At 55.0% G+C, this 2,769-nt stretch carries 3 protein-coding genes; all 3 read right to left on the minus strand.

Annotated elements, in window-relative coordinates; genetic code table 11:
- On the minus strand, positions 1 to 547 hold a 547-nt coding region (locus AC6T8Q_RS13880; protein ID WP_500679645.1), incomplete at its 3' end, for a hypothetical protein.
- Between the two features lie 82 nt (positions 548 to 629).
- Positions 630 to 2,021 (minus strand): hypothetical protein, encoded by a 1,392-nt coding sequence (locus AC6T8Q_RS13885; RefSeq protein ID WP_500679646.1) that lies wholly within the window; start codon positions 2,019 to 2,021, stop codon positions 630 to 632.
- Positions 2,022 to 2,098: 77 nt separating this feature from the next.
- Positions 2,099 to 2,769: glycosyltransferase family 2 protein (locus AC6T8Q_RS13890; protein ID WP_500679647.1), on the minus strand; the 671-nt coding region annotated here is incomplete at its 5' end.

Here is a 2,769-nt window from a genome sequence, read left to right on the forward strand (position 1 = left end):
CGGGAATGGACCAACGAGCACGGATATCGGATCGTCCTGGCCGGAGTGCATTCGCCTGACGGGCGAACCGGACGTTCTCAACACAGTACGGTGCCGATTCTAGTCGGGCGGCCGGAATGCCGCGCGAGAGATAGAATTGCCGGTTCGCCTCACCAATGTAGAGATACCGATCAAAACGTTGCAGATACGTCGACAGGATCAAGCGCTTTGCTCGGTGGACTGTTGTTTTGCTCGTGCTCTTTAGATTTGTCTCTTCACGCAACCAAAGCTTCAATTTCTGTGCCTGTGCCTGGCGCGCCGCTTGCCAGTAGGCGGCGACTTGCCATCCTTGAAGCCACAATGTCGTCGCGCCGTCGGCCCGAGCACGCCGCGCGACATCCTCGGTAAGTCGCAGCCACCAGAATGACGACTGGTTAGAACTGATTGCGACTTTGGCAAAGGCATGATCGTAACCGTCCAACAGATCAATGTCCCAAGCTACGGAGTGCCCGAAACCGGGGTCGTGACTTGCCGTGTGGCCGTGGTCACTCAAATAGTACACTTTCATTGGAACGCGTCCGCGTTCCGTAAGTGCGCGCCAGAGCGGCACCTGGTACTGAATGGGATGGGTTGAAAGGACTGCTAGCAATCTATAGTCCCGGCTGGCTCGAACCAGCGACGTTGTATAGGCGGACGTGTTTCGGATGCTGCATACTCCGCCTCGCCACTTCGGCATCTTTTTCCATCATTCGTGGAATAGCTAGCAACGTCCCGAAGCAGATGCCCAGAAACAGCAGTATGAAAATGTCACCAAACGCCTGGGTGGCAACCGAGAAGCTGGCGAGGTTTGCGACGAGAATGGCTGATAGACCACACGCCAGTCTGGTATGCGCAGGCGAGCGGCGACCGACATGTCCCAGAAGCCTCCAGACATGGCGCATGAATCCCGACATCAGTGCTGCGACTGCAAGTAGTCCTGGAAGCCCAAGCTCCAACATTATCTTGCCAAGACCTCCTTCAGCAGCGCCGATGTGTCCGCCCACCTTAGTCATATGCTGCACACCCTGTGTTCCAATGCCGGCGCCGCCCCCCAACAAACCAAACCAATCATACGCCCACATAATCGGGGCTAACCCAAGCTGCAGGAAACGTTCATTGACGTCACCAAAAACCCCGCTGGTGCGCTGAAGGTACAGCCTGTATTCCTTATCTGTGGCGTCGCTTGCAACTACACCGGCCATTTCGGCATCCGGATCAGCGGCAAGCATGAACGCGAAGTAGGCCAACACGCCTATTACTGCAGCCGGAATGGCTATTGACCTCGCCCGCGCCAAAAATAAGGCAAGCAAACCCATGTAAGCTGAGCAGAAGATAGCGATGGTGACAATGAACTTCCGACGACCTGTCAAAATCCCCAAAGCTACAATAAAAGCAACAATCGTAAATGCGATAATAAGACGCGGGGCACTTACCTTTCGATGCGTCAAAAGCAGAAGGACAACACAAGAGCACGTTGCAGCATGCCATGCCGCGATTTCTGACGCGCGAAATGTTCCGCTGTGTGCCTTCAGAATAGTACCTTGATCGTGGATCCGTATGCCCTCTCCGACCTCACCGAAAAAGGGCAAGGCAAGTCCTGAAGATTCAAGGTATATCGTACTCAGCGCTAGGCCTGCTCCAACAAGGTAAAAAAGGAGCAATCGTTCAACACCTCGGCTACCCTGCTTTGCCGCGAAAGCGTGCGCCAACGCCAGGGCGACGAAAGGGGCCAGGTAGCTTATGAGCCCGAGAATCGTAACCATCGGTACCCCATATCGCAAAAGGCTGTGTACTGCCTGTGCCAAGACTACCAACACAAAAACCTTGAACGCCCCTCCCACATTTTGCTGCCATCCGACAATCATCCGCGGACCCAAAGGCACCTTGGCTGTCCAAGCGCCCAGAAGCGCAGCGCCGTAAACAATTCCGGCAAACAAGATGAAGTAGGGTGGCTGCCCGGGAACAATCTTTCTGATCGGGTCCTGCAAAAGCGCCACCGCCACGGTTAGATACATTCCCCGGCGCCAGTCGGAAAGCGAGACCAAGCATGCAACCAAAAGCCCGGCTAGGGCGATTCCATTCATGGCGCCGGTATCGCTCGCTCATCTTGCTCACACACTAAAGTGGGGCCGCGCCAAGCTAGCTTTATCGCCCAAAGGAAACCCCTGATTTCTCCAATGAGAGTTAAGGGAATCCACCAGGGTCGGATGAGATGGTGTCGTGTCAAGACCGACCTGATCGGACGCCAGACCAAACCACCGAAACTGCTCCAACCTTGCCATGTTCTCAGTACAAAATAGTACGCGCCGACCGAATGATCTGGTCGGGCGGTGAACAAATGTTGCCCGAATGTTCGTGTTCCCCCGCTCGGGATCTTCAAGTGATGTATAGTCGTTGCAGGCTCGTAATAGATCCGATGACCAGCACGGCGCCAACGGTAAGAAAACTCAGCCTCGAAGTTGTAAGCCACGCGGGCAAAGTTTTCGTCGAAACCACCCAGCCTGAGTGCCTCGAGGCGATTAATCGAGAAGTTGCAGCCTATAAACTGGTCGGCCCAAGCTGGGCGAGTTGAGGCGAAATGGAAATGTCCATCGTCAGAGAAATCGACGCCCTCCTGCCAAGGTTGGATGACACGTCCGGCAATTAGTCCGGCACCGTTAGTACGTTGGGAGGAGACATGGGCTTCGACGAGGTTCGGTGCGACAAGCACGTCGTCATCTAGGAAAAGTACAAGATCAGAGCGTGCCCGCA

The sequence above is a fragment of the Bythopirellula sp. genome, from assembly GCF_041737835.1.
GTDB lineage: Bacteria > Planctomycetota > Planctomycetia > Pirellulales > Lacipirellulaceae > Bythopirellula.